The sequence below is a fragment of the bacterium genome (genome assembly GCA_021159335.1).
Taxonomy (GTDB): Bacteria; UBP14; UBA6098; order B30-G16; family B30-G16; genus JAGGRZ01.
In genome coordinates this window covers 1-21,046 of record JAGGRZ010000142.1, presented here as the reverse complement: position 1 = coordinate 21,046, position 21,046 = coordinate 1, and the positions used below count along the sequence as shown (strand labels likewise).

15 protein-coding genes are annotated in these 21,046 nt (G+C 46.6%); 5 read left to right on the top strand and 10 right to left on the bottom strand.

The window, feature by feature from the left end:
- Nucleotides 1-105 (bottom strand): HPr family phosphocarrier protein (locus J7J62_07680; protein MCD6125031.1); only part of this gene is annotated, 105 nt, incomplete at its 3' end.
- A 186-nt stretch (nucleotides 106-291) separates the two neighbouring features.
- Between J7J62_07680 and J7J62_07675 the strand changes: the two genes are divergently transcribed.
- The 5 genes from J7J62_07675 (at nucleotide 292) to J7J62_07655 (ending at nucleotide 8,470) form a co-directional block, all read left to right on the top strand.
- Complete coding sequence (locus tag J7J62_07675) at nucleotides 292-4,155, top strand: gliding motility-associated C-terminal domain-containing protein (GenBank protein ID MCD6125030.1); 3,864 nt, start codon at nucleotides 292-294, stop codon at nucleotides 4,153-4,155.
- Complete coding sequence (locus J7J62_07670; protein ID MCD6125029.1) at nucleotides 4,130-5,353, top strand: hypothetical protein; 1,224 nt, start codon at nucleotides 4,130-4,132, stop codon at nucleotides 5,351-5,353. The genes J7J62_07675 and J7J62_07670 overlap by 26 nt, the downstream gene beginning before the upstream one ends.
- A gap of 36 nt (nucleotides 5,354-5,389) precedes the next feature.
- Nucleotides 5,390-6,328: a DUF21 domain-containing protein gene (locus tag J7J62_07665; GenBank protein MCD6125028.1), complete on the top strand. Its 939-nt coding sequence runs from the start codon at nucleotides 5,390-5,392 to the stop codon at nucleotides 6,326-6,328.
- A 9-nt stretch (nucleotides 6,329-6,337) separates the two neighbouring features.
- Entirely contained in the window at nucleotides 6,338-7,507 is a 1,170-nt protein-coding gene (locus tag J7J62_07660) for a DUF21 domain-containing protein (GenBank protein ID MCD6125027.1), read from the top strand.
- A 108-nt stretch (nucleotides 7,508-7,615) separates the two neighbouring features.
- A complete protein-coding gene (locus J7J62_07655; protein ID MCD6125026.1) occupies nucleotides 7,616-8,470 on the top strand; it encodes a purine-nucleoside phosphorylase in 855 nt (284 codons plus the stop codon).
- Between the two features lie 83 nt (nucleotides 8,471-8,553).
- On the opposite strand, the gene iorA is transcribed toward J7J62_07655, so the two are convergent.
- The 9 genes from iorA to J7J62_07610 all read right to left on the bottom strand — a co-directional run.
- Entirely contained in the window at nucleotides 8,554-10,356 is a 1,803-nt protein-coding gene (gene iorA, locus J7J62_07650; GenBank protein MCD6125025.1) for an indolepyruvate ferredoxin oxidoreductase subunit alpha, read from the bottom strand.
- Between the two features lie 119 nt (nucleotides 10,357-10,475).
- Nucleotides 10,476-11,651: an aminotransferase class V-fold PLP-dependent enzyme gene (locus tag J7J62_07645; GenBank protein ID MCD6125024.1), complete on the bottom strand. Its 1,176-nt coding sequence runs from the start codon at nucleotides 11,649-11,651 to the stop codon at nucleotides 10,476-10,478.
- Nucleotides 11,652-11,732: 81 nt separating this feature from the next.
- The gene (locus J7J62_07640; GenBank protein MCD6125023.1) at nucleotides 11,733-12,365 is read right to left on the bottom strand and encodes a hypothetical protein; all 633 of its coding nucleotides are present in this window, start codon (nucleotides 12,363-12,365) and stop codon (nucleotides 11,733-11,735) included.
- A 15-nt stretch (nucleotides 12,366-12,380) separates the two neighbouring features.
- Nucleotides 12,381-13,202, bottom strand: a complete 822-nt coding sequence (locus J7J62_07635) for a hypothetical protein (GenBank protein ID MCD6125022.1) — start codon at nucleotides 13,200-13,202, stop codon at nucleotides 12,381-12,383.
- 11 nt (nucleotides 13,203-13,213) lie between these two features.
- The gene (locus J7J62_07630) at nucleotides 13,214-13,858 is read right to left on the bottom strand and encodes a hypothetical protein (GenBank protein ID MCD6125021.1); all 645 of its coding nucleotides are present in this window, start codon (nucleotides 13,856-13,858) and stop codon (nucleotides 13,214-13,216) included.
- Between the two features lie 16 nt (nucleotides 13,859-13,874).
- Nucleotides 13,875-16,613 carry a hypothetical protein gene (locus J7J62_07625; GenBank protein ID MCD6125020.1) on the bottom strand — a complete coding sequence of 913 codons (2,739 nt, stop codon included), beginning with the start codon at nucleotides 16,611-16,613 and terminating at the stop codon, nucleotides 13,875-13,877.
- Between the two features lie 109 nt (nucleotides 16,614-16,722).
- Entirely contained in the window at nucleotides 16,723-17,853 is a 1,131-nt protein-coding gene (locus tag J7J62_07620; GenBank protein MCD6125019.1) for a hypothetical protein, read from the bottom strand.
- Nucleotides 17,854-18,015: 162 nt separating this feature from the next.
- Nucleotides 18,016-19,108 (bottom strand): peptide chain release factor 2 gene (gene prfB / locus J7J62_07615; GenBank protein MCD6125018.1). Its coding sequence is split into 2 segments (ribosomal slippage): nucleotides 18,016-19,038 and nucleotides 19,040-19,108, totalling 1,092 coding nucleotides; the frame shifts between segments, so codons are not numbered across the junction.
- A gap of 204 nt (nucleotides 19,109-19,312) precedes the next feature.
- On the bottom strand, nucleotides 19,313-21,046 hold a 1,734-nt coding region (locus J7J62_07610; protein ID MCD6125017.1), incomplete at its 5' end, for an SEC-C domain-containing protein.

Genomic DNA, 21,046 nt, shown 5'->3' with positions numbered 1-21,046 from the left:
GAGCTTTATATCAGAAATAAACTTGCTGGCGACTTTTACCAATGTCACCGCTGGTCTTGCGTGGAGACCGAGTTTATTTACAACTACTACCTCGCGCTGTGTCAATTTTAAACCTACCTCCGTATAATTCAAAAAATAATAAAACCTTTTGTTTTTTTAGCAAGATAAATGTTAATTACGGTAGAATTTAAATGTTTGTGTGCTTAACAAAGATTTTGACTTTTTGTGAATAATCAATATTTTGTTTATAGATGTAGTATTCTATCTTAGATATAATTAGGGGGTAAAAAAATGAAGAAAGTGTTCGTAGTTTTCATATTTGCATTTTCGCTTCTATTTGCGCAAGCTCCGATAATAGTATCAGTAAGTCCTAATGTTGGTTCGTTGGGAAATAGCTATTCGGTAAGTATTCTTGGCGCTGGCTTTATCGCAACACCAACCGTAGATTTCGGGCCAGGTATTAATGTAACATCCGTAACATGGCTCACAACATCGCTTTTAGCGGTTAACATAACGGTAACATTCTCCGCAGCGATAGGTCCTCACGATGTTATAGTAACGAACCCATCGGGTCTTGCGGACACCCTTTTTGGGGGTTTCACGGTTTATCCCGAAACTGACCCACCGCGAGCTTCGCTTATTTTTCCAGAATCATGCGGGGTTTTCGTATCTTGCGAGGATACAGCGATAATAGTTCATCTTGAGGATGCGAGCGGGATAGACGATAGCTCGATTCATGTCAGAGTAAACGGCGTTGATTACGACATAACCTCGCCATCGCTTATATTGCTTGGCGACTCGGTGCTTTACTTCTTCCCGTCGGGACCGACATTTTTCAGCCATGGTGATACTGTTCATTACATACTTTTAAGCGTTGCTGACACATTCGGTAACAGAGCTTTGCGCCCTATAGATTGCACATTCACCATCGATAGGCGCCCGCCAGTAGTTATCGGTGGCGACCCGCCCATAGGCGGCGTATGCGACGACCTCGTCCCCGTGTTCAGGATCGCAGTTTTCGACTCGTTAGCTGGAGTCGATTCATCCGCTTTCGTTCTGACAATAATACGGCATGATACCGATACCATATCGTTTGACATGAGCCATTCGAGCATGAGATGGAGTCGCGATACACTCGACTGGCAGGCATGGCTTGCGAGTATCGCTTTTGAACTTGAGGAAACGATATTGGTTTGCCTTCACGCTGAGGATAAAATAAGCGACAGATTCTGTGGTCCCAATATGTTGGACACATGTTGGGAAATTCTTTTCCGTTACACTCCACCAACGGATATTGACCTTACCGTTGACCGTGTTTACACTGACCAGTTCCCTATGGTCACGGCGCATTGTATTGTTGTAAACGAGGAGGATCGCACAGTAGAAGGGCTTGATGAGAGCAATTTCACCGTCTGGGAGGACCATACAGGCTGGCAAAGGCAGTATCCGATAATTGTCCATTCGCTCGGTGGTAGCGGCATGGTTGACATAGTGTTCGTTGTGGACAGCACTGGTAGCATGTCGGGCATGATATCCGATGTCCGTTCAGGTATAAGAGCCTTTGCGGACTCGCTGACCTATGCCGGTATTTCTCCGAGGTTGGGATTAGTGACTTTCGGTGATGGGTTTAATTTCCCTCACGGTTATGACCTTACAGGTAGCATAAGCACATTCAGGACTTGGGTTAGTGCGGTTGGTGCGAGTGGTGGTGCTGACTGGAAAGAGGAATCCCTCGACGCCATAAAGGCAGCCATAGATTCAATGCACTTCCGCCCTGGAGCAGCGATAGTAATAATAATGGTTACGGATGCCCCTGCGTGCACGCTCGGCGACCCACCCGGTTTCATGTGCCGCTCGGATGTTACTCCAGGAATGGTTATTTCTGCGCTCCTTTCGAGGCGAGCTATATGTTTCATTGTCTCGAGGGACATGAGTTCATTCAGGGCTGTTTATACCAACATAGCCACAAGCACTGGTGGTCAGTACTTCCACTGGACAGGACCAGGCTCATTCAATCCTATACTTTCGCTTATCGCCGAGGCTATAAGGGGCGGTTATCTTGTCTCCTGGACGAGTTCGCACCCCTACGGCGACTGCCAGCTTAGACCTGTAAGGATAAGGGTGGAATGTTATGGACTTAGCGATGTGGACAACAACCAGTATATTGCACCATGTTCGCCTACTGCAGCAATAATAGAGCCAAAAAATGACAAATGGACTTCTGATTCGCTCCAACGGATTGTAATGTCCTTTGCGGAACTCGATAGCGCCGACTCCATTGAGCCAAATTCGATTCAATTCATGGTTAACGACAATCTTTACAGCGTCTTTTCTCCGGAATTAAGCTATAGTGCGCCGCTTCTTACATGGGTACCATCAACTCCGTTCCATAACAATCAGCGAGTTAATGTGGAGCTAACTCGTGTTATGGATAGTCAGGGTAACCTGCCGTTCAGAGGACCTGTAAGGTGGCACTTCTTCGTCGACCTCAAGCCGCCAAAGGTAGCCAACAGAAGCCCCGATAGCAACGAGATAGTAATAAATCACAGTCCCACGATTTGTTTCGACATATGGGACGATGAGTCGGGACTTAACAAGGATGGTTTGCTTATTGCGCTCGACAACCGCGAAAGTCGTCAGAATATTCCACCGTTCATAGCTACTCTTGACATAATGAGCCCGGGTGTGAGCCTCAGCGGTAGAAGACTTTGCATTAATACCGCAGAGGCGGGAATTCAGTTCTGGGATAGGGACACAGTTTGCGTTGATATTCTTCAGGCAGTGGACAGCCCTGATTACGGCGAACCAAACAAGCTTTCCACAAGGTGGTGCTTCATTATCCCCGATGACGATACGCTTTGTCCAGTGTTCTCCGAACTGGTTCCTGACGAATCAATGCAGCTTTTACCACGGGTCCCGTTCGACATACAGGCTAAGATAGTTGACGAGGAAGGCAGTGGAGTTTTGTGTGCATGGGTTGAGTGGGATAACGATGGAGACCTGGACGATGGCACTGTGCAAAGAACCGAACTCTCGAGACTTACGGATGACATATTTAAGACTGTGGAGCAGATACCGCCCCAGTCGGAAGCCGGGAACTTCGTTTATCGGGTTTGCGCCTGTGATGCAGACACCGATCAAGGAGAATATGTTGATACATCCTGTTGTTGCAGTGACATTATGCCGCTTTATTTTGGTCAGGGTCCGTTGGCTGAGATAATAGAGCCGCAGCCGTTCACTGTGACGACTAACAAGGATCAACGAATAGTTATGCGTATATATGACGATGATGTTGGCGTTGACCCGTCTACCATAGTGCTTAATGTTGCCAGTGTGGATTATCATGTTGATGGAACCGAACTTGTTTATTCTCACGATACACTTTATTTCTACCCGCAGCCGACTCACTATTTTGCAGACGGGCAGAATGTTCAGGTTAAGCTTGTTTCTGCCGATGACTATGCGCATCATCCGCTAAGAGGCGTTTACTCGTGGCAATTTTTCGTCGACCTTACGCCACCATTTATCGATGCTACCGACCCGACTGATGGTCAGGTTGTGCTTGAGAGCCAATATGATATTAATGTCTCCCTTCAGGATAGATGGCGTGAGGTTGACTCGCTGAGCATCGAATTCTTCGTGTACAATCGTAGCGTTGACCCTACTGGCTCAAGCGGAACGACTTATCATGTTACCGACGCTGGGCTTTACTGGGATCAATCATCGCATACATTAAGGTTCGTTCCCGAGGATGTGGTTCCTCCATTCGCTTATCCTAATAACGATACGGTTTGCATCAGGATAACCGCTTCCGACATTGAACCTGACTATGGTTCCCCGAATGTCATGGATACATATGAGTTCTGTTTCGTTTATTCGATCACTGGTTGCGACTGCAGACCACTTATAGCAACACCCAATGGTGACGGGATAAATGATGTCGTTTACTTCACTTATCCTGACATGATTTTCGGCCACGGTATAATAAGGATTTACGACCACGAGGGTGAGCTAATATGGGAGTCCCACAAGGGAGCGACCACATGGGATTGCCGCTCCAGCACCGGGAACATAGTTCGTCCGGGAGTCTACATTTACGCTATCGAGGTTGACGGTGAGATAGTCTGCAATGGAACTATTACTGTGGTCAGATAGTGTGAATCCCAGATTTATGCTAAAAACTACTTTGCTCATCTTTTTCCTGCTAATAATAGCTTTAAAGCTTTTGCTTGCTTGCACCATAGCTGTTTTTTCGCCGTCGGCGACATCATATGGCCGGCCAATTCTTTTTAAGACCCGGGATGTAACCCGAGCAGAGCAGACATACATTTATGTGGATGGTCCTATACCGTTTATCGGTGTTACATATGTGGACCAGCTTAACTGCGTTTATGCTGGCGTTAATGCCGCAGGATTCGGAATAGTTAACACCGACACATACAATCATGGTCCGTGGCGAGGAAGCGGAATAACCGACGGCGAACTTATGTACATAGCCCTATCACGCTGCAGAACAGTATGGGATTTCATGGACATTCTCGACTCGCTCATTTACGATTCCGTTTTCTTTGCCGCAACGCATTGTTACGGAGTTATTGACCAATATGGCAATGCTGGCATGGTAGAGGTGGGAAGCGTTGATTTCATCTACTATAGCGCTTTGAGTTCGAGGTCTGGTTTCCTTGTTCGCACCAATTTCTCGCTTTCGGGTGATTTGACCATTCGTCCCGGGATGAGCCGATACATTCGAGCGAGAGCATTAGCCGAGAGATACTCACCGATTGATTGTCGCGGCGTTTATAACCTTATTTCCGACCTCGCAACAATAAATTTTATCCCTTACCCCCTCCCGTTTGAGGATACTGTCGCTGGGTTGCCGTTCGGACACATATCGACATTCGAAACTATCAACAGATTTACCACTAAAACTTATCAAATAATAGTTGGCAGACTTGCTGACGATGGGATCGAATACCCGTTTATGTTCTCGGGATTCGGACAACCTTTTATATCTGTGCCTGCGCCTTTATGGGTATTCTCAAAAACTATACCTCCCCAGCTTTCAGGAATAAATCCGCCGCTTAGGGAGTTTGCTCTATCGTTCGTTGCAAGAGCTTACGATACTCCTTTTGATTGGGTTATTAATACATTTGTTGCCGACTCCATACACAGCGCTCTTTCTTCTGTCCGCGATTCGGTGTTCGCCATGGTTGACGACAGCCTTAGTGAGTGGCGCGAACATTCACCCGATACAAGCATGTTGGCAAGTTTTCAACAGTATGTTGCAGACATGATAGAAAGACATTGCAGATTTATTTCCGAAAGGTTATTTAGCGGTGAGAGCAGGCGGTGAGATGAACCAATTTAAGAAATTAAGCTTCAACAAAAATTGGACGGCGAATTCGCACATCTTTTGTTGATATTTGTGTTGCTCGTGTTCTCGGCGATGTTCTCCGGGTCGGAGACGGCTATTTTCTCGCTATCCCCACTTCATGTGGAAAAAATTCGGACGATGCGTCACAAAGCGAGCAGAACGCTGCTTAAGTTTATCAAAAAACCGCGGGAAATGCTGGTTACCATTCTTTCCGGCAATATGATTGTCAACATCGCTGCAACGGCTGTTATGACGGCGTTTATAGCCCGCGCTGTTCCGGGCAAGGGGGCTGAGTATACCATTCCGATTATGACCGTTCTTTTGTTGCTATTTGGTGAGATCACCCCGAAAGTCGTTGCTGCGCGGTGGAACATAAAATTTTCCCTTAAAGTGGCTCCGTTCCTCGAGGTGGCCTACAAGGTGCTATACCCGATGAGGGTTTTTCTCGAGTCCGTTGGCGCAAAGTTCGGTGGCGATGTTAAGGAAGAAATAAACGAGGCTGACATTCGTGCAATGATAGATGTGTTAAGGCGAAGTGGTGAACTTAAAGGCGAAGTAGTCCACGCTTTGATAACTGCACTTGAACTCGATACTGTTCCGCTTTCGGAAGTGATGATTGAGAGGTCGAAGTGGGTGGTTGTGGACGATAAGGCATTGGTGGGGGATGTAAGAAGAATTTTTGACGAGATGGGGTGCGAGTTCGTTGCGATAATGGTTGACGGTTCGCTGGATAGCGTCGTTACGCCTCAAGAGCTCGTGGGTGTTGACGATAAGGAGCTTGCTGCAAGGTATTCAGTCGTGCCCATAGTTGTGGGGAGCGATACCCGCCCAAGCGTTCTTCTCGCGCAATTTAGCCAGAAGCGGGTTCGGTGGGCGCTTGTTGTCGAAAATGGCGAGGAAAAGGGCATTATTGGCGAAATGCATATGGTAAGAAGACTATTTGAAAAATCGTGAGTTAATATTATGTCGGGAGCTATCATAATACTTTTGGGTCTTATTGGTGCTGCGTTTTTCGCGATGTCCGAAACTGCGTTCGTGGTGCGCCTGTATCGTTACACGGCAGGTAAGGCATCGTGGTGGCAGCAAAACCCTGAACAGCTTCTCGTCACTACCCTTGTGGGAACGAATATATCAATCGTGGTTGCCGCTTCTGTCGCAACTGAGATGGCGCTTAAGGTTATGGGTGGTTATGCAGAGATTCTTGTGACTGTGGTTTTTAGCGTCGTATCGTTAATATTCTGCGAGACTATTCCAAAATCGATAGCGCTTCAAAAAAGCGACAAAATTATACCGTGGGCAAACCATGCGCTTCTTGCTTTCAGAGCTGTGGCGTATCCGGTTGTTTACGCGGCATCGGCTTTCTCACGCTTCGTGACGAAAGTGTTCGAGCGCATTGGCACGACAGAATATGCCCCTCAACCCGCTGAGCTTATAGAAGTTCTCAGAAATCCTATCCACGGCCTCGATAGAGGACGGCTAACTGCTCTTGCGGCGCTCCTTAGGTTCGCAAAAAGGCGTGTTCTTGATGTTATGACCCCTGTATCACAAATTCCGGTGGTAAATCTTGGTGCGCCCGCCCGGGAAGCTCATGAAAAACTTAGAAACGGAATAGGCTATGTCGCAGTTTCCAAGGATGATAAACTTATAGGTGTTTTGGATGTAACGCTTTGCGGGAAAATACCCTTGGGTGAGCCTATCAATGCGGATAGAATATCGACTCTGTTCGTTCCCGAGAATAAAGAGGCATTGGAATTCGTGCACGAGACCAGGGATAAAAATTTTCCACCTGCTTTGGTAGTGGATGAATTCGGCAATGTTACCGGTGCGTTCGGTGGGTATCCGATAGTAAGATGGATTTTTGATTTCGGGGCTGTACCGAGCAAAAAAGCTTTGCAATATCCTGGCGCAAGCCTCGTTATCCGGGGAGATACGCCCATGGAAACACTTGAGCTTATGACAGGGGAGCGATTCCCTGTGGGGGCATATCAGACGGTGGCAGGGTTCATAATTGAGAAACTTAGAAAAATTCCCAGGCCCGGAGATGTTCTCGTTTGGGAGCCACTAAAATTTACCGTTGTTGCTGCTGATCAGAAAAAGATAGTAAGGGTGCGGGTTGAGAGAATTAGCGATTAAACTGTTATTGTTAGCTTGGATTATCCCAGCCCATTATTATATTATTTCGGTATTATTTTGGGCCGATTTTTTATTTTATGGGACCTATGGGGTCAGAAAGGAGGCACAATGCTTGAGATAAGGAAACAGCTTTCGGAAACACTGCCTGTTATAAGGCGACACTATGATGGCAAGCCGATGATAGCGATAATTCTTGGTACCGGTCTTGGCGAGGTTGCCAAATGTATCAAAGTAGATGTCGCAATCCCATATTACGAACTCCCGCATTTTGTCGTTCCCACGCTCGAGTTCCATAGAGGTCGGCTTATTTTTGGCAAGATCTCTGATGTTCCTATTGTGGCGATGCAGGGAAGATTCCACAAGTACGAAGGCTGGAGCATGAAGGAAATAACCTACCCTGTACGCGTTATGAAAGCGCTCGGTGCTAAGGTCCTCATAGTTTCCAATGCATCTGGCGGGATGAATCCGCTTTTCAGACTTGGCGACATAATGCTAATAACTGACCACATAAACCTCCTTTTTGATAACCCATTGATAGGTCCTAATGATGATGAGCTCGGTCCACGGTATCCCGATATGTATGATGCTTACTGTAAGAAACTTCGCGACCTTGCCGAGCAAACTGCGCTCGAGCTGGGGATTCGTCTTGTTCAGGGCGTTTATGTTGCAGTAACGGGACCGAATCTTGAAACCGCCGCAGAGTATAGATTCCTTCGCATTATTGGCGCTGATGCTGTGGGTATGTCGACAGTGCCTGAGGTTATAGTAGCGCGACACAGCGGAATGAAAGTGCTCGGCTTTTCCATAATAACGGATATGGGAATTCCTGATGCGCTTGAACCAATATCTATTGAGAGCATACTTAAGGTCGCGAAAAAGGCTGACAAGAAGATGGCAAAGCTGATGACGGCGCTCATACCAAAGATAGCTAAAGTTATAAAAACGGGCGAATTGTTCAAATAATAAAGTTTGTCAAGCGGAGTCAGGTAGTTTTGGGTTTATATTAGATTCTACTGTGTGAAACTTTCCCACCACCTAAATAGTTTTTAATCTTCTTGCTCGGAGGATTCCATAGGTCCGATAGCATCGAATGGGCAAACCTGTGCGCAAACTGTGCAGTGATTACCAGCACATAGCAGTTCGTCAATTTTTGCTTTTCCGGTTTCTCGGTCAATGGATATGGCTGGACAGCCGACGAGCAGGCAAACTTTGCATCCTGTGCACTTTTCAGGGTCAACTGTGAAGGGCGTTATGTCGAGCTTGCGCCAGTCGAGTAGGATGCATCTTCCCTGATTTATTATAACCGCAGGTTCCTCGGTCGATGTAGCCTCGCGAAGTGCCTTCTCTATCTCCTTTAGGTCATAAGCGTTGGTTCTGTAAATTTTCTTCACGCCGAGTGCTTTGGCTACCTCGTAGAAGTCGAGTTTTACTGTTGGCTCACCAGTTATAGTCATCCCGGTCCCCGGGTGAGGTTGATGACCGGTCATTGCTGTAGTTGAGTTGTCGAGTATGCAGACCACGATATTGGATTTATTGTAAGTCACATTAGCGAGTTCTGGAAGTCCAGCATGGAAAAATGTCGAATCACCGATGTATGCGAGAATTTTTTTGCCTTCCTCGGGTCCGAGAGCGACATTAAGTCCTTGGGCAACGCCGATGGATGCTCCCATGCAAAGGCAGGTTTCTCCCTGCTCAAGAGGTGGAATAGCTCCAAGCGTGTAACAACCTATGTCTGTGGTTCCATGAAGCCTTAGTTTTTTGGCGACATAGAAAATTCCTCTGTGTGGGCATCCGGGGCAAAGGACTGGTGGCCGCGCGGGAAGCTTTGATATGTCCACTTGTGGTGCTTTAGCTTTCTCACCAAGTATCGCCTCACGAATTATCTGCTGATTCAGTTCGCCGCAGAGGGGGATTTTATTCTTGCCGACCGTTATTTTATCGCCGAGTTCCGCTATTCTTAGTTCCTCTTCCAGAAATGGTTCGTTTTCTTCTATAACCCAAACCTCGTCAACCATATCAACGAACTTTTTCGCAAGTTTATCGGGGAATGGCCAGCTGAGACCAAGCTTGAGGTAGGTAGCATTGGGGAAAACTTCCTTGGCGTATTGATATGATATGCCGCTGGTTACTATTCCTATTTTTTTGCCGTCTATAACGAGGTCGCCCTCTTCTATTCGGTTCACATGCACGCTGTTTGCGTATTCCTTTATCTTCAATAGTCTTTTCTCAAGCTCCACATGAAGTTTGCGGGCGTGGGCTGGTATTACGACTCGTTTTTTTATGTCGGGAGTATAACCTTTTATCGGGACTTCCTTTCGCTCCCCAAGCTCGACCACAGCTTTAGAGTGAGATATGCGCGTCGTTATTCTTATCATGACCGGTATGTCGAATTTTTCCGAAATTTCTGCTGCCAGCCCAACGAAATCCTTCGCTTCCTGTGAGTCTGATGGTTCTAATAGAACCATTTTCGCGAATTTGGCGTATCTTCTGTTGTCCTGCTCATTCTGAGACGAGTGCATTCCGGGGTCGTCCGCGCTAACCAAAACGAATGCCCCGTTAACGCCTGTTTCGGATAGGCTGAAAAGTGGGTCTGCAGCGACATTAACGCCCACGAGCTTCATTGCCGCCATAGCTCTTGCGCCAGCATAGCAAGCGCCTATGGCTACCTCTACAGCTACTTTTTCGTTGGTTGACCATTGGGATTTTATTACATCCGAATACTGCTTGCCTATGGTTTCGAGGATTTCTGAGGCTGGCGTTCCTGGGTATGATGCTGCGAAATGAAAACCAGCCTCATACGCACCTCTTGCTATAGCTTCGTTTCCTGATAAAAGCACTTTTTCCGCCATTTTGAGTCTCCTTTGGATTGGAGTGATCAATCGGGGATTTTGCGAAAGAAACCAACAATTTTTTATAGAAGGCTTTTATTCTCATACTTTTATGTTATCTAATTTAGTAGTATTGAGTTTCATCTCTGCCGACTTTCCTTGGCAACCTCTTTTATAGCATAGACAGCATATTGCGCATCCTCCTCAGTGTTGTTTGCTCCGAAAGAGAACCTTGCTGTGCCCTCTGGTGCGCCGAGGTCGAAGTGGATGTGTGGTGCACAATGTAAACCGGCGCGTATCGCGATCATGAAATTGTCCCAAAGTCTTTTGGCGGCTGCGCGTGGTGAGAGTCGGTCGAATATGACTGGCACGATGGCAGTGCGTTCCTCCGTCCCCTGCGGACCGAAAAGCCTTATGCCTTCAAAATCTTTTAACCCTTCGTGCATTATGTTAAGCAATCTTACTTTGTGCTCGTGAATTTTATCAACACCATAAGAGAGCACCCACTCAACGCCTTTGCCCAGCGCGACTATGCCGGGTGTATTGGGTGTTCCTGCCTCGAAGCGGTCAGGCATATCTTCTGGCATGGTTTCGAGGTCTGAGCGGGTCCCTGTCCCGCCAAAAAGAAGGGGGCGAAGCTTTTGGACGCGCTCTCCAATGTAAAGTCCACCCGTCCCGGGAACGCCATAAAGCCCTTTGTGACCAGTAAAGGCGAGAAGGTCAATCATGTCCTCCTCGACATTAACGGGATACACTCCAGCGAGCTGCGCACCGTCAACCAGATATATAAGGTCGTGCTCGCGACAGAATTTGCCTATTTCTCTTATTGGCAATATAACGCCCGTTGCATTGCAAATCCCTGTGGTCACAACGAGTTTTACGCCCGGTTTTTTTGCCAGCTCGAAAAGGTGGTCGAGGTCCAGTCGTGCGTCTTGTGTGGAGTTAGCCCAAAACACCTCTATAACGCCTCTCCGCTGTAGCTCTATAAGCGGTCTTATAACCGCATTGTGTTCCATGCGTGTCGTAACCACCCTATCACCGTGTTTTAAGAGCCCAAAGAAAACAAGATTTAATGCCTCAGTAGCATTTTTTGTGAAAATTATTCTTGAGGGGTCCTCGACATGGAAGAGCTGGGCAAGAAGGCTTCTCGTTTTGAAGATTAGCCTGCCCGCCTCAAGCGCTGTAGCGTATCCGCCGCGTGAAGGACTCGCGCCAACATTTTTGGCATATTCATAGTAAGCCTCGATAACGCCATCGGGCTTTGGGTAGCTCGTTGCGCCGTGGTCGAGGTAAGTCATCGTTGTTCGTGGTTCCATCTTATCCCCCGAGTTTTTTATGTCTTCCTGTGAGTTTACACATTTTTATGGTTCCGAGCCGTGTTCATCAGTTTTTCGGGCTCAGAACAGCTGTAATCCTAATGCAGTCTTAAGGATAAAGAGCACTCGACCGATAAACAGCGAGAGACGCGCCATCACTGTGTAGCCGAATGTCGCTCCAAATCCGACCATCAAAAACCAGATTCCAACATTAGCGATACCGCCAAATACTCCTTTATGCTCTTTGGAGAAGAAGAAATACATAAGCCCAGATAATACGCCGACTATGATTACTATGTTATAAAGGATTCCGTGAAGGCTAAAGTTTATCGGAAGCATGGTTGCATAGAGCTGCTGAAGAATCGATGTCTGGATTACTCGCGGTAGTGCAAAACCACTTCCGGCACCCATGGTGAATGCCAACGCATAACGCGAAAGCCACGATAGTTTCGGTATTATTCTGGTTATCATGAGTATCCCGAGGATTGCAGGAATAATGAGGTGGAATCGGTGGGAGAAATCAGTTGTTAGCGGGATCCAGAACCTTCCTTTAAGGGAAAGGTCCCACCATTGGACTATCGCGAAACCCATTCCTACACCCACAGTTACTGATTCGGCGAGCTTGAAGAGAGGATTGTCCTTCCACAAAAAGGTGTAAACTGAAAGGGTGAAGAACACTGCCACCCAAACCCATATATTATGTGAGAGAACCATAGTCGCCTCCTCTTATTATTTTCTTTTTCTTGTGTATAGATATCCAAGGTTTCCAAGTATTATGAAAAGAATTATCGCTATGTGCGCCCACGATTGGGATTGCATTCCAACGGTTCCCAGGGATGGTTTGTGTATTAGTTGTTCGTATTCTGCAGCACCTCTCAGACCGCCAATAATGCCTATAAGCTGACCTGCTTGAAGAGCCGGGTATGCATCCGCTGCCATGACTGCTGTTATTCCAGCAGCGATCTTTTGCCTGTATTGAGCGTATGCATAAACTATCCACAAGTTATAAACCCCCGACCCTGTAAAGTCCACAACTAATGCTATGTCGTCGTAGTTCTTTATTTTCTTAGTCAGTGGGAGGTCAACGAGACGGGTTCCGTAGTAGTCTGTTTCCCATGTTTTGCAGAAATTTTCGCCCATCCCCATGATTAGCAGTGAGCCTCCAGGACGCCAGCCGAGAAAGACATAATCGACACCGTAGACTTTATGGTATTCATCCGCAAGTTTTTTAAGGCGTGGTTCAACAAGCCCTATACCCTGAAGGTTGAAAAGGTTTGATACCACTACTTTGACATTTTTTTGGAAGCAATGTGCCACCAATGCGTCAAACATTGGCGAGAGCTCCGCCTCGACCTGGGGGTCGTAATCGCCCGATATGAAAACGACATCGGATGGCGTGAGGCTTTCTATGTAATCATAGATCGCTTTGACTTCAGGCAGGGGCTTTATCGTCATCTTTATCCTGAAGAAGAACGGGAGTATAACAGCGAGCGTTATTATAATGTATATAACCCTTCGGTCGAGGTTTGACAGTCTTTCAAGTATCTTCATATTTTCCTCCTTTATCCACCAAGGTAAGTTCTTTCTATTCCAAGGATTATTTTAAGTGTCATAAGAAGTGAACCAAGCCCCACACCAAGAGTTATTGCTCTTTTTGCAGCGAGATTAGGTGAGTTTAGAATCCATTGCGATATGGTGTTTATCGAGGGTATGTGCCATGCGGTCCAGAAGCTTATCTTATCGCCTATGGGCACTCGCCCAAGCATCATTATTATTGCTGCCAAAAGCAGTGCCGTAGCTCTAACCGAATGTGCCCTGAACGCACGGTATGATGCCGAGGATATGTAGAACGCAAGCAACGAGAAAACGGTCGCGTTAATGGCTGCGCTCGTGTAAAGAAACATGTTCATGAAAAAGGAATTTGTCCCTTTCCCGTCTATCAATGCTGAAATTACCATTATTAAAACGCAGCCTATTGTGACGACGGAGAAACCCCAGTTAGGTGCGCGTTTTTTTATCCTCATCACATGGACGCGGAAGAAACTGAAGTAACCTAATATTGCACCGAATATTGCTATGACTATACCCCAGTCGACATATGTGTCGTACACCGTTTTCGAGTAGTGATGGGGCACAAAATACTGCACCGCCATCAAAACTCCCATAACAAACACGATTATAAGCGGTAGTTTTGTTTTCCAGAACATATCTCACACCCCCTTTTTATTCAGTTCCAATGGCTCTGAATATATTGGTAAACCACCACATTCCACCGGTGGCGGCTGCTATCCCAAGCACCAAAAGAACTACCTCTATTGCTTTGAGGAAGTCCTGTGCTTTTATAGTACCCTTTTGCATCGGGTCTTTGGAAAGATAAGCCGAAGCAGCGTAAAGCTCTTCACCTATCAATGTGTAGTCACACGCTGTGATGAAGAACGGTAGCTGTGTCATGTCGTCCGTGCCTGCCACCTGTATTGCGCCTGTGGATGCACCCGTTTCTGCGAGTATGAGCGATTCAGCAAAGAATCGCCCCATGAAGAAGTTTGCTGCTGTTTTCTCGCGGATCATCAGTCCCGATACCGCCGCTGCATAGGCGAACTGTGCCGCCGCTATGTAGAATATGTCCTCCTCGCGGTAAAGGTCGGGACGACCAGCGTCCATGAAAGCGTTTTTAACTGTTTCCTGGGCTACTATCATGACTACAGGGTCGTAACATGGAACTATAACCCTCGTCTGGTATTCAGCAGCCATTCGAGCTACTTTAGCGAGTATCGTTAGCGATGATATCGTTGCGATATCCCCTATTGTGCCAAGCCCTGTAACATAAATTATTGGGCGCCCCATTTCTGTAGCACGGCCTAATGCCTCATCTATGTGGACGAGACCTGCTATGGGGCGGATGTAGAAGTCTTTACCTTTTTTGCCGTGATATATAAAGTAGAGAGCTATTCCGACGAATATTATAACTGCTATAGCAATGACAGTTTTTTGGGTGTTGAACCAGTCTCCAGTAGGAGATATTGGACCCAACGGTTCTGATTGAGTTATCCAGCCTGTGCTCCCGACCATCTGAACAATGTAGTAGAATTTCCCTTTCGCTTTGGATACCTCGCCGTAGTTGTCAACAAATTCGCGTTTGTAGCCGTCGCAATCGCCAACGAAAACAAAAGTGGAGAGGTCCTCGGGGTCTGTTCCGCGATAGAACCTGTAGAAGTAGTTGGGGCGGTTAAATTTTGTGGAGTGAATTTTGGTGGCATCAACTTTTATCTTGACCACAGCTTCGGGATTTTTGAGAGTTTTGCCACTGCTGGTTACTACATCGCCTTTCAGTTCATATACGCCCTGCGGGATATTTTCGAAAACTCTTTCGCCCGTGTAGTCTTTGTCCACAGCGAACCTGCCATCGAGTGAAAACTCTCCGTAAAGCGCTTTATCCTCGTAGTTTGTCCATAGTTCGTAACTAACCCTTATCTTCAGCTTATCAAGAGGTACGGGATAAATTATGTTGACCACTTTTTGCGCGTTGGATGGGATTTTTGTCGTGTCGGTCGCTACGAAAAGTGTTCCGCCGTTCTGCCTTGTAAAGTAAAGGTTTTTGCTCTCTACATTGTCGGTTTTAAGGTTTGGTGATGGATTCTCTACCGAATATTTTACGGCTAATGTGGGTGGTCCCCATCTTACTACTGCCTTTTTGCCCTCGTCGTTTTCCTTGTCCTTCACATGAAGCCCTGGTGGGAGAACGAGGCTTTCAGCGCTTGCAAATCTAAACTTAAGAAAGCCAGTTTTGGCGGTTTGACCTGAAGAGTCGTCCACGAGAATGTAAATTTTGTCATCAGGATTTATCCCGGATAACTTAACATTTCGCCATGAAGCGGATATTTTAGCAAGAAGTTCGCCTTTTTCGCGTGCGGTATCCTCTGGTGTTGTCCTATATATAGAATAAGTTTTGGTGTCGAAAATTTTAGCATTAAATAGAACATTATAGAATCCGCTGTAGTAAAGATCGATTACCAGTTCTTTACGAGCAGAGTCGTAAAGGGCTGTGATATCATTCGGTGGTATTGGCGCCTCATCCTTTGGGGTTATTCCAGCTGTGTCGCTGTCCTCGAAAACTTTCTTTATCGGCTTTTCAACCTGCATTAACCGTAGTTTGTAAACATAGTGTTTTCCGGGTTCGATGGGGATTTCCTTGCTGCTTCGGTGAAAGAAACTCATCATGTCATATTTCACGGTGTACCTTGCGCTGTCGGTAACGAGGGAGACAATTCGCTTACAGTATTTGTAGAGAAGGTATTTTGGTACATCGTTTTCCTCTATAATTTGAAGACCCTTTGAGAAGAACTCGAGCTCGTCCTTTGATGGCAGAAGTTCTACGGTGAGCGGACCTTCGTAAGGCAACTTGAACCCGAATTGTGTCCATATGTTCATGGGCACTTTTTCCGAAGCGAGCTTTTTGAGCCTTACTGAGTCAGGAATGACGAGATAATAGTCTCCCTCGGCGAAAACATTGGGCAATTCGTCGAGCATCGATTTGGGCGGAACTTCAAGCTCAACCCGGTTAATTTTTTGGGCACCCATTGCAAGAAGTGATTCCTTATTTTCGGGGGTCATCCTGACCACATGAGCTATCGGAACATCATCCTTCCTTGGTTCGAGGTAGATATAGTAATCAAGTTTTGTGAAGTCATTGTAGGGTTTATTCTCGAGCACCGGTGAGGCAGTTTTAACCTGAAGCGGAGTCACCTTTTCGAACTCACCGCCCTCAACAGAGCGCAGTATGTAGTACTTTATGCCCGGAACAGTGGCGAAATGTTTCCATCGTATGTAGATGTTGTTCCCACCGTCACCGGGGATGTCAATAAGTTCTGGTTTAAGTGGTTTTGGAGGGTATGGGTTTTGGGCTGGCGCTATTGTTATTAAGACTACCAAAAATAAAGAAAACAAAAGGATGTAATATTTCATTACTCCTCCTTTCGGATACAGTAGTAGCTCTTAAAGTAAATACACACAAATAAGTATAGTCGTGAATCGAACGGCACAGCTTTATCGGTTGCTACTGGGATTCTCATTGTTACTCCAACATCTCGATGTTAGCTCTCGGGACCACCACCTTCTCGCCGTCAAGGAGCTCCACGACGGCGACTCTTGCTTTAGTCTCGCTTTCGAGTTGTTGCAATTCAGGTGGCAGTTCGACTATTTTACCTATTTTGCCGAAATACGGAACACGGATTATTCTCACCATCATGCCGAGCTCAAGCCCCCTCGTGGCAACCTGGGCGGTTACCCGCTGCTTGAGTTCATCCTTGGGTTCTTCCTGTTTTATTATTATTTCGGGTCTTATAACACCGGCCCGAATTTGAGTTGCCCCATTTATTGATGCGTTATAGCCATCATACTTTTTTAGTAGTTTAAATGTTTTTTCAGCCATGGGTATCTCTCCGAAGCCCTCGGTTAGTATAAGGGTCAGCGGTATGTCCTCGGAGCCAGTTATTGCCACACCAAGGTCATAACCGAGGAACTTCACGAGGTCAAGAGCGTCAATCCCGCCCGACACTATTCCCACGGCGCCTACTTCCTTCGCTTTCTCAATGACATCAACTGTAATGAGCGAGCCACCTATTAATATTGCGCCTTTATGGCTTTCGTCAATTTTATCAGCAACGAGTTTTTCGTCAGGGGAGTCAACGAGCATCCGCAGTTTACCGTACCTTTCACCGCCTACGCCAAAAATTCCCTGTATGAATGTTGCCCATGTTTCCACAAGTACGCCCTCTTCAGGGTAGACCTCTTTTATCACGCCAGGGATGTATGCTTTTAGCTCTATAGGAGTTGGTTCCGCGCGAAGAATTACTTGTCCAGTTATCTTTGAAACGGATTCAATGCTCCCGTCGAACGGTGCTTTTATCTGCGTTTTGAAAAGGCCGAAGAACCCTTTACTTTCTGCGAGAACCTCGTCCTTCTTGAATTTTTCGCCTACTTTTTTCAAAAGTATTGACTCTACCTCCGCGGGCTCAACCGACAGAAGGCCTGCTACATTTATTGTGTCTACCCTTCCCGGAAGGAACGCCCGGGCAACTACAGTATCGGGTTCAACCTCGTCACCTTCCTTTACGACCACCTCGCCCTTAAGCGGCAAAATGCGTTTTTTGCGCACCAATTCGTATTCTGTAACCCTTAATCCTGGTATGTAAACGTGTCCCATTTTTTACCTCTCCCTTTACAATCAGATTTTAACTAATTAACCTTTTATGATATAATTAAGCAAGTAAAATTTGTGAGGATTTTGTTTTGTTAAAATCGCTTAGGATGGCATGATTTATGGGAACTTTTGTTTTCGTTTTTGGCGTTTGTTCCAACTTGAAGGTTAGTTTTTGCTCATGGTAAGGTACGCCTCAATAAATTCGTCTATTTTGCCATCAAGAACTTCCTCAGGTTGTGAGCTTTCGAATCTCGTGCGAAGGTCTTTAACCATTTTGTATGGATGAAGCACATAACTTCTTATCTGGCTTCCCCACTCGATTTTTCGTTTTTGCTTCTCGAGTTCGGCTTTTTTCTTCAGTTCTTCTTCCTTTTTTAGCGCGAGTAGCTTAGCCTTTAGAAGTTTCATCGCAAGCTCGCGATTTCGATATTGGGAGCGCTCAGCTTGACAGCTGACGACGATGCCTGTGGGAATGTGGGTTATTCGCACCGCAGTCTCAACTTTATTGACATTCTGCCCACCATGACCTGACGCTCTGAATGTGTCTATTTTTATCTCTTCATCCTTTATCTCTATCTCTTCGCTTTCGGTGGTTTCGGGGTAAACAAAGACAGAGGCGAAAGATGTGTGTCTTCTGCGGTTTGCGTCGAATGGTGATATTCTTACCAATCTGTGGACACCTATCTCAGATTTTAGGTATCCATATGCGAACTCGCCTTTTATCTCCACTACTGCGGATTTTATCCCTGCTTCCTCGCCCTCGAGTTTATCCACCACAGTAGCTTTCCAACCTTTGCGCTCGGCGTAGCGAAGATACATTCTGAGAAGCATTTCTGCCCAATCCTGTGCCTCGGTGCCGCCAGCGCCAGCGTGTATTTCGAGTATAGCGTCGCCTTTGTCCTCTGGTGCGGAAAGGTAGCTTTGAATTTCAAAGTCGCGCAGTTTATTTGCCAATTCCTCTACTTCCCTGACAAGTTCAGGATAATCGGGACTTTCAGGGTCTATTAATTCGGCCAGTTCTGCCGTATCGTTAAGTTGTCGTTCGAAGTCTTCCGCGCGTTTTAGCAACTGTATGATATATTTCCTTTCTTCGGAAAGCTTTTGCGCGCGTTTCGGGTCGTCCCATATGTCGGGTTTTGCGAGTTCCTCGTCGAGTTCGGCTATGCGTTTACGCTTGCCGTCGAGGTCAAAGATACCCCCTTAGCCTTTGCCAGCGGGTTATGAGGTCATCTATGTTAATTTTGGTTAGTTCATTCATTTTCGTCGCCTCCGAGTGTTTTAATCATTTTCACCCTTAAAATATTGATTTAAGCAGAAAAATCCAGAGGAATTGTTGGGCTTTGTCTGAGAGGTTCGCTGTATCACTTCAAAACCAAGATTTTATTAGCATAGAATTTTCTTACATTGAGGCGATTGTAATATTAAGAAGATAAATTTTGCTCTTGATTGCTTTTACGGTTCCTCACACTACATTTCTTCCACAGCAGTTTTTATACTTTTTGCCGGAGCCGCATGGGCAGGGGTCGTTTCTTCCGATTTTTTTACCTTTTCGTCTTATGGTTTGTGGTTTTGCGCGTGCGGGGGCTTCGCGACCTGTGTTGCGGTCAAAGCCGGGACCCACAGCCGGCACTGGTGCCAGCTCTTCCTCAGCCGACTGCTGACCAGAACCGAAAACACTTTGAGCTACTCTTGCAACATCTGAAACCCCATAGCTTTGTGTGCCCTGGTGGACCTCTCTAAGGGGAACTCGCCTTTGAGGCAGTGGCATGCCGACTATCTGGGCGTGGAAGAATTTTAAAAGCGTTTGTTCACGGATGTCGTCTATAAGCTGTTCAAAAGCATCGAATGCTTGCTTTTTGAATTCTATTATTGGGTCGCGCTGTGCGTATGCCGCAAGCTGGCTCGATTCCTTTATCTCGTCGAGCGCCCGCAGATGCTCTTTCCAAAGCTGATCTATTGTGGCTAAGTATGCTGCGCGCTGAAGCAGCCGACAGTTTTCCTCGCCTATGATATTGCACTTCATTTGAAATGCTTTCAACGCGAGTTCATAAAGCTCGTCAGCGAGACTTTCGGATGGGTGCATCACATCCTCTGGTTTGTATCTTACAAGAAACACTTTTGCGAATTCTTCCGATAGTCCATCCCAGTCCCAGCTTTCGGGCGGTCGGTCGGGGTCAGTGTAAAGCTCCACGAGGTCCTCACAATATTCTCGCATCATCTTTTTGTAGTCCGGAATAAGATTCTGATTAAAGAGAATGTTGCGTCTCATGTTGTATATTACTTCACGCTGCTTGTTGGCGACATCGTCGTATTCGAGCAGGCGTTTTCTTATGGCGAAGTTTTGTGCTTCCACTCGTTTTTGTGCTGCAGCTATTTGCTTGGTTATGAGAGCGTGTTCTATGGGCTGTCCTTCGGGTGGGTTGAGACGCTTTATCATGTTGTATGCTCTATCACCGCCAGCGTAGAGTCTCATGAGGTCGTCCTGAAGGGAGAGGAAGAATCGCGATGAGCCGGGGTCACCCTGTCTTCCAGCTCGTCCTCTAAGCTGGTTATCTATTCTGCGTGCTTCGTGGCGCTCAGTTCCAATAATGTGCAGTCCGCACGGCACACCCTGCCTTATACACTCTTTGGGGTCAGCGGGACATGTCCATTCGTCTTTTTTCTCGGTTTTTATCGCACACTTGGGCTTCGGGAAGAAAAGCTTTTCGTATTTTCCCTCGGGTATAGCCTTTGAAAGCTCGAATCCCGGGAAAAGAGCCACCTTACCACCAAGGGATAGAAACTTTGGAATGTATTTGGGCGCATTACCTCGCGGCGGGAAGATTTTGTAGTCGAGTCCCATGTGTTTAACTATCGATGCGAGATTTTTCAGCACCTCGCCGTTCTCAGCAACGAGAAGGTAAGATTTGCCTTTTTTGGTCCCGGCAGCGATTTTCTCGACTATAGGCGTGAATACAAGTTCATAAGCTTTTACCACGCCTATTCCAAGCTTTATGTCGGTTCCTCGTCCCGCCATGTTCGTGGCGATAGTCACCGCACCGGGCTGCCCAGCTCGAGCGACTATTTGCGCCTCTTTTTCGTGATGTTTTGCGTTAAGAACGGAGTGAGGAATGTTTTTCCGCTTGAGAATTCGGGATAACATCTCCGATATTTCCACCGAAATCGTGCCAAGGAGACCTGGTTGGCCCCAATTCTG

Bases quoted from the DNA above. Each gene is read 5' to 3' on its own strand.
- J7J62_07675 (MCD6125030.1), top strand. From the start codon at position 292: ATGAAGAAAGTGTTCGTAGTTTTCATATTTGCATTTTCGCTTCTATTT.
- J7J62_07670 (MCD6125029.1), top strand. From the start codon at position 4,130: ATGGAACTATTACTGTGGTCAGATAGTGTGAATCCCAGATTTATGCTA.
- J7J62_07660 (MCD6125027.1), top strand. From the start codon at position 6,338: ATGTCGGGAGCTATCATAATACTTTTGGGTCTTATTGGTGCTGCGTTT.
- J7J62_07655 (MCD6125026.1), top strand. From the start codon at position 7,616: ATGCTTGAGATAAGGAAACAGCTTTCGGAAACACTGCCTGTTATAAGG.
- iorA (MCD6125025.1), bottom strand. From the start codon at position 10,356: ATGGCGGAAAAAGTGCTTTTATCAGGAAACGAAGCTATAGCAAGAGGT.
- J7J62_07645 (MCD6125024.1), bottom strand. From the start codon at position 11,651: ATGGAACCACGAACAACGATGACTTACCTCGACCACGGCGCAACGAGC.
- J7J62_07640 (MCD6125023.1), bottom strand. From the start codon at position 12,365: ATGGTTCTCTCACATAATATATGGGTTTGGGTGGCAGTGTTCTTCACC.
- J7J62_07635 (MCD6125022.1), bottom strand. From the start codon at position 13,202: ATGAAGATACTTGAAAGACTGTCAAACCTCGACCGAAGGGTTATATAC.
- J7J62_07630 (MCD6125021.1), bottom strand. From the start codon at position 13,858: ATGTTCTGGAAAACAAAACTACCGCTTATAATCGTGTTTGTTATGGGA.
- J7J62_07625 (MCD6125020.1), bottom strand. From the start codon at position 16,613: ATGAAATATTACATCCTTTTGTTTTCTTTATTTTTGGTAGTCTTAATA.
- J7J62_07620 (MCD6125019.1), bottom strand. From the start codon at position 17,853: ATGGGACACGTTTACATACCAGGATTAAGGGTTACAGAATACGAATTG.